Origin of the sequence: Streptomyces murinus (assembly GCF_002154555.1) — a bacterium.
In the GTDB taxonomy this organism is placed as follows: Bacteria; Actinomycetota; Actinomycetes; order Streptomycetales; family Streptomycetaceae; genus Streptomyces; species Streptomyces murinus.
Genome location: NZ_MUNF01000614.1, coordinates 1 through 5273 on the forward strand (window position 1 = coordinate 1; position 5273 = coordinate 5273).

A 5273-nucleotide genomic window follows, 5' to 3' on the forward strand; every position below is an offset into this window, starting at 1 on the left:
CCAGCTCCGTATCCGCCCGCAGGACCTGGTGGAGCTGGGGGTCATCCGGGGGATCGTCGAAGACTCCGGGAGGGAGGGCGACCCCGCTATCTCACCCCCACCGCCCTGATGATCTCCTCCGACACCGACCCGCCCTTGTCGTCCCGCGCCGACGCCCGCAGGGAGACGGACGTGGCCGTGCCCGGCACCTCCAGCGTCCCGTGCCACGACGCCCCGGCCCCGCGAAGGGCCACCGCCTTCCATGTCGTCCCCTCGTCGTACGACACCTCCAGCCGGCCCCTGCCGAGCGTGCCCGTACCGGAGGCGCCCGCCATGTACCGCGCGCCCAGCGTCACCGGCAGCCGCCGCCCGCCGGGCACCGTGCCCGCGAGGTCGGTGTCCAGGCCGTAGGAGAGGTTGATCAGCGGCAGCGTCGTCGCGTGGTCGTCCGGTGTCCGGGCCGACCGGAACGTCCACTCGGTGTGCCCCCGCGTCGTGAGCTTCCAGTGGTCGGCGTCGAGGGCGGTGTCGGTCACCACCTGGTACGTGTGCGCGTCGGCCGGGGCGGCCCAGACGAACGCGGTCGAGCCGGACTCGCTGTCGGCGAGGGTGCCGTCCTGGTAGACGGAGGTGGTCTGGGTCATGCCGCTGTCGCCCCACACATCGCCGAACCCGGTGTGGTCGGGTCCCGAGTCGCCCCAGCCGGGCGTGTTCAGCTGGATCTGGTCCCCGGTGCGCTGCTCGCCCCAGCCGAGGCCGGTGCCGAGCCAGGGGTGCCACACCGGCTGGAACCAGTGCAGTCGGGCCCGGCTGCCGCCCTGGTAGCGGACCAGGCCGCTGCGCTCCTCCAGGGTGCCCATGCCGATCGTGACGGACTCGGTCCACAGCTGGCCGGGGCCGGTGGAGACGTAGTCCGTGCGCTCGGCGGGCAGGTCGATGTTCTCCTGGAAGCCGATGCCGACGGGGAAGGTGTCAGTGACGGAGTAGCGGAACTCACCGCCGCTCGCCGGACGTGCCGTGTGGAACGAGACGTGCAGGGCGGCGAGTTGACCAGGCGAGGGCCGGTAGGTGAGGTCGTGGTCGGGGATCGCCCCGGTGTGGCCCTCGGACAGGTCGTACACGTAAGGGGAGTCGGGCGTGCCGGTCATGTCGACCGTCGAGGACGCCCGCAGCCGGGCCGCGTCCGCCTGGTTCACCGTGGCGATCAGCAGCGGGCGGTCGGTGTTGTCGTCGTTGCCCCACCAGTCCATCAGCCGTCCCGGCGCGTCGTCCGTGACGAACAGCGCCTCGGCGCCCGCGTCCTGCGCGGCCCGGGCGAGCGCCAACGGGTCCGCGCCGTCGGCGAGATGAGCCAGCACCGCCTTGCCGGCGGCGGAGGCGGGCACGGGGCCGTCGCCGACGTCCACCAGCGGGAGTCTGCGCCGTCCGAAGGTCAGGGTGCCGCCGGTCTGTACCGTCGCCTCGCCGATCCCCTTGACCTCCAGTTGCGGCTTCGCCAGCCGCCACACCGTGCGGTACTCGAAGCTGCCCTGGGTGACCCGGGGCGTGGGTGCGGCGAAGACGCTGTCGTAGGTGAGGGGTACCTGGACCGCGCCGGACAGGTCGGCGCCGTTCGCGGCGCGGTCGTACTCCATCAGGAGCTGGTGGGTCTCGGTGCGGCGCGGGACCGCCGCCTTGATCTCGCGCAACTTCGTGCCGTCGAGGGTGACTTCGCTGTCGTGGTCGAGGGTGACCTCGGGCGCGGAGAGGAAGCCGAGGCCGAGCGAGTCGGCGCCGTGGCTGCCGTGCACGTCGAGGAAGGAGGTGAGGGCGTAGGTGCCCGGCTTCAGCCGGAGCTCGATCGTGCCGGAGTCGCCGACGTGGTCCGCCTCGGGGTCGGCGCTCTGGGCGAGTTGCTGCACGGTGAGGTCGGCGGCCGTGGGAGCGCCCGCGCGGTCCTTGACGTGGACCGTGAGGGTGTACCGCTCGTCCTCCTTGACCAGCCCGAACACGGTGTGCGCGCGCACCGCGCCGGTGTCGTCGGTGGCCACGATCTGCCCGCTGGTGGTGCCGACCTGCGCCTTGGAGCCGTCGCCGGTGACGGTGGTGGTCGCGGTGCCGTGGGCGGGGACGGTGAGGGCGGAGTCGGCGAGGGTGGCGACTCCGTCCGGTGCGTCCTGGGCCGAGAGGGTCAAGTGGACCGGCTGGTCGGACGAGTTGGTGTAGGTCAGGGTCCGGGTGACCGGCTTGTCCGCGGGGTAGGGCCAGCGGTAGAAGCCGAGGTCGGCGCTGCCGGTGGCGGTCACCGTGGCCCGTACGGCGTCCGGGACGCTCACCCGTCCGGCGCCCACCGTGTAGGCGGAGACGCCGAGTTGCCGGGACGTCGACATCAGCGCGTCCTTCACCTGCGCGCCGGTCCAGTCGGGATGCTCCTGCGCGAGCAGCGCGGCCACCCCGGCGACATGCGGGGTCGCCATCGACGTACCGCTCATGGTCGTGTAGTAGCCGCTGCCGTCGGTGAGTTGGGAGCGGGCGGCGAGGATGTCGACGCCGGGGGCGGACAGATCGGGCTTGAGGGCGTCGTCGCCCGCGCGGGGGCCGGCGCTGGTGAAGTAGGCGGGCTGGTCGGCGGAGTCGACCGCGCCGACGGTCAGGGCGGCGTCGGCGGCGCCGGGTGAGCTGATGGAGGAGGGCGCGCCGGTGTTCCCGGCGGCCACGACGAAGAGCGCGCCGGTCTCCTGGGAGAGGCTGTCGAGGGCCTGGGACATCGGGTCGGTGCCGTCGCTCGGGTCGCTGGAGCCGAGGCTCATCGAGACGATCCGGGCGTGCACGTCCCGCGCGGCCCACTCCATTCCGGCGATGATCTGCGACTCGCTGCCCGAGCCCTCGTCGTCGAGCACCTTGCCGACCGCGAGGGTGGCGTCCGGCGCCACACCCTTCTCCTTGCCGTCGGAGGCGGCGCCGCTGCCGCCGACGGTGGAGGTGACATGGGTGCCGTGGCCGTCGCGGTCGGCGACCTCCTCGCCGTCGATGAAGCTCTTGGACCGGCTGATCCGGTCGACCAGGTCGGGGTGGGTCAGGTCGGCGCCGGAGTCGAGCACCGCGACGGTGACGCCCTTGCCGGTCAGCCCCGCGTCCCAGGCGGCCGGTGTGCCGATCTGGGCGTTGCTCTCGGCCATGTCGGCCTTCACCCGCCCGTCCAGCCACACCTTGTCGACGCCGTCACCGCGTGTGAACGACCGCCAGAACGTACGCCCCTTGCCCGCCTCGACGGCCGCGCCGCGCAGGCTGGGCAGGCTCCGGGTGCGGGTGGTGCCGGCCGGGGCGGCGGCGGGGACGCGGGTGCCCTTGCCGTAACCGACGATCAGCGGCAGGGACGTGGCACGGGTGTCGGCGAGGCCCTGCCGGATCAGCGCGCTCACGTCGAACAGCCGCCGGTCCAGCTTCCCGGAGCGCAGGTACGGCAGTGCCTCGTCCGGTACGACGGTCAGATCGCCGTCGCTGGTCTGCGTCCGTACGGCCCCGGTGGCGCCGGGCGGACGCTCGACGGTGGCGGTCTCCTTGCCGTGTCCGAGGTCGGTGACGGTCACCTTGTCGCCGGTGACCAGGGTGACGGTCTTCGGGGCGGGCCCGGTCCGCTTCCCCGGCGCGGCCTTCACCACCGGTGCCGGCCCCTGCGCGGCGACCGCCCCGGGTGCCGGCACCGCGGCCAGCACGAGCCCTGCCGACAGCAGCGCCGCCCGGCGTCCGACTGGTCCTCTGGTCATCCACGCCCTCTTCCACGTGCTCGTTCAGGTCCGGATCGCGCGCCGGGACGGCCCGCCGTTAGTGTCGTGTACATGCTCTGCGTGCAGAGAAGAGTGTGGTGCGCGCGCCGGGAGCGCACAGGGGGCCGGGCGTGGCGGGTTGTCACCGTGGCGGGTTCTCGCCACGCCGGACCGATTGACCCGCCGGGGCGTAAAGAGTGGGACTGGCGAAGCGCCGTCCGTACCATGGGGGTTGCTCACGGACCTGCTCCGACAGGTCCTCTACGAGGGGGAGCGAGCGGCGGCATGGACCAACTGATGGAGTTCACGACCGAGGACGGCGCGCTCGTCGTGGTGGAGGGGGCCGGTGTCACCCCCCGGCCCGGCACCCGGCTGGTCTCGCGCGGCGACGAAGTGGTGCGGGCGGCCCGCACCTTCGAGGGCGCGCTGGACGGCGTACGGGCGGCGGCGGAGGCCGCGCTGCGGGTCTTCCGGGACGGCGCCCTGCGGCCCGACGCGGTGGAGATCGAGTTCGGCGTGAAGATGTCCGCGGAGGCCGGCGCGATCATCGCCAAGGGTTCCGCGGAGGGCCAGCTGGTCGTCAAGCTCCACTGGACTCCGGGGAGTTCGGCGGGCGACGCGCTGCCCGCCGTACCGGGCCAGGCCGCCGCCGGGCCGGAGTCCGCCGAGCGCCCATGAACAGTGCCGCCTGGCATGCCCGGATCCACTGCGGCCATGAGGTGGGCGCGGGCTTCCTGATCACCGCCCGCCGGGTGCTCACCTGCGCCCATGTCGTGCGCGCCGGCGACCTGGACGCGGTGACCGTGGTCTTCCCGCACGCCAGGGAGCTGGGCGAGGTGTCCGCGTCGGTCGTCGCGCACGGCGGCTGGGCGGGCGGCCTCACCGACCCCGGCGATGTGGCCGTGCTCGAACTCGACCGGGACGTCCCCCTCGCCCCGGCCGGCTTCGCACCACCGGAGGCCGCCTACGCCGAGCCGCGTCCCCGGCTGGTCGCCTATGGCTTCCCGGCGGGCTACGACGAGGGCACGCTCGCCGAATACCGGGCCGTCTCCGGGCAGTTGATCGCGGGCGAGTGGCTGGAGCTGGTGGCCTGGCAGGGGCACGGACAGCCGATCGTGGCCGGGTTCAGCGGGGCGGCGGCGACCCTGCCGGACGGCCGGGTGGTCGGCATGGTCACCTCCGCCTCGGAGGTGCCGGACGTGCGCAAGGGCCGGATGCTGCCGCTGGACGTACTGGCCCGCCACTGGCCGGAGTTGGGCGAGCTGGTGCCCACCCCGGGCCATCGCACCGATGTCCTGCGGGAGTTGTACGAGCTGCTGCGGAGCGCCCCGGGCGTCCCGGACTGCGACCCCAACCGGCTGTACGTGGACGCGGTGGGCGCCTTCGGGCCGCCGCTGCCCGAGGGCGGGTTCACGACGCTCCAGGCGGCCGCCGCGTATGTGCAGTGGGAGGTGCCCGACCCGGCGGCGATGGACCGGTTCGCGGGGCGGCTGCGGGAACTGGTGGGGGCGGGGCCGGCGGTCGCGCCCGCCGCGCCGCTCGCGAAGG

3 protein-coding genes are annotated in these 5273 nt (G+C 73.8%); 2 read left to right on the top strand and 1 reads right to left on the bottom strand.

The window, feature by feature from the left end; translation table 11 throughout:
• Positions 1-86: 86 nt before the first annotated feature.
• Positions 87-3725 carry a S8 family serine peptidase gene (locus tag CCN72_RS31245; RefSeq protein ID WP_086811467.1) on the bottom strand — a complete coding sequence of 1213 codons (3639 nt, stop codon included), beginning with the start codon at positions 3723-3725 and terminating at the stop codon, positions 87-89.
• 285 nt (positions 3726-4010) lie between these two features.
• Between CCN72_RS31245 and CCN72_RS31250 the strand changes: the two genes are divergently transcribed.
• Positions 4011-4403, top strand: a complete 393-nt coding sequence (locus tag CCN72_RS31250; protein ID WP_086811469.1) for a CU044_2847 family protein — start codon at positions 4011-4013, stop codon at positions 4401-4403.
• On the top strand, positions 4400-5273 hold an 874-nt coding region (locus CCN72_RS31255), incomplete at its 3' end, for a S1 family peptidase (RefSeq protein ID WP_143664256.1). The genes CCN72_RS31250 and CCN72_RS31255, both read left to right, overlap by 4 nt.

Bases quoted from the DNA above. Each gene is read 5' to 3' on its own strand.
- CCN72_RS31250 (WP_086811469.1), top strand. From the start codon at position 4,011: ATGGACCAACTGATGGAGTTCACGACCGAGGACGGCGCGCTCGTCGTG.
- CCN72_RS31245 (WP_086811467.1), bottom strand. From the start codon at position 3,725: ATGACCAGAGGACCAGTCGGACGCCGGGCGGCGCTGCTGTCGGCAGGG.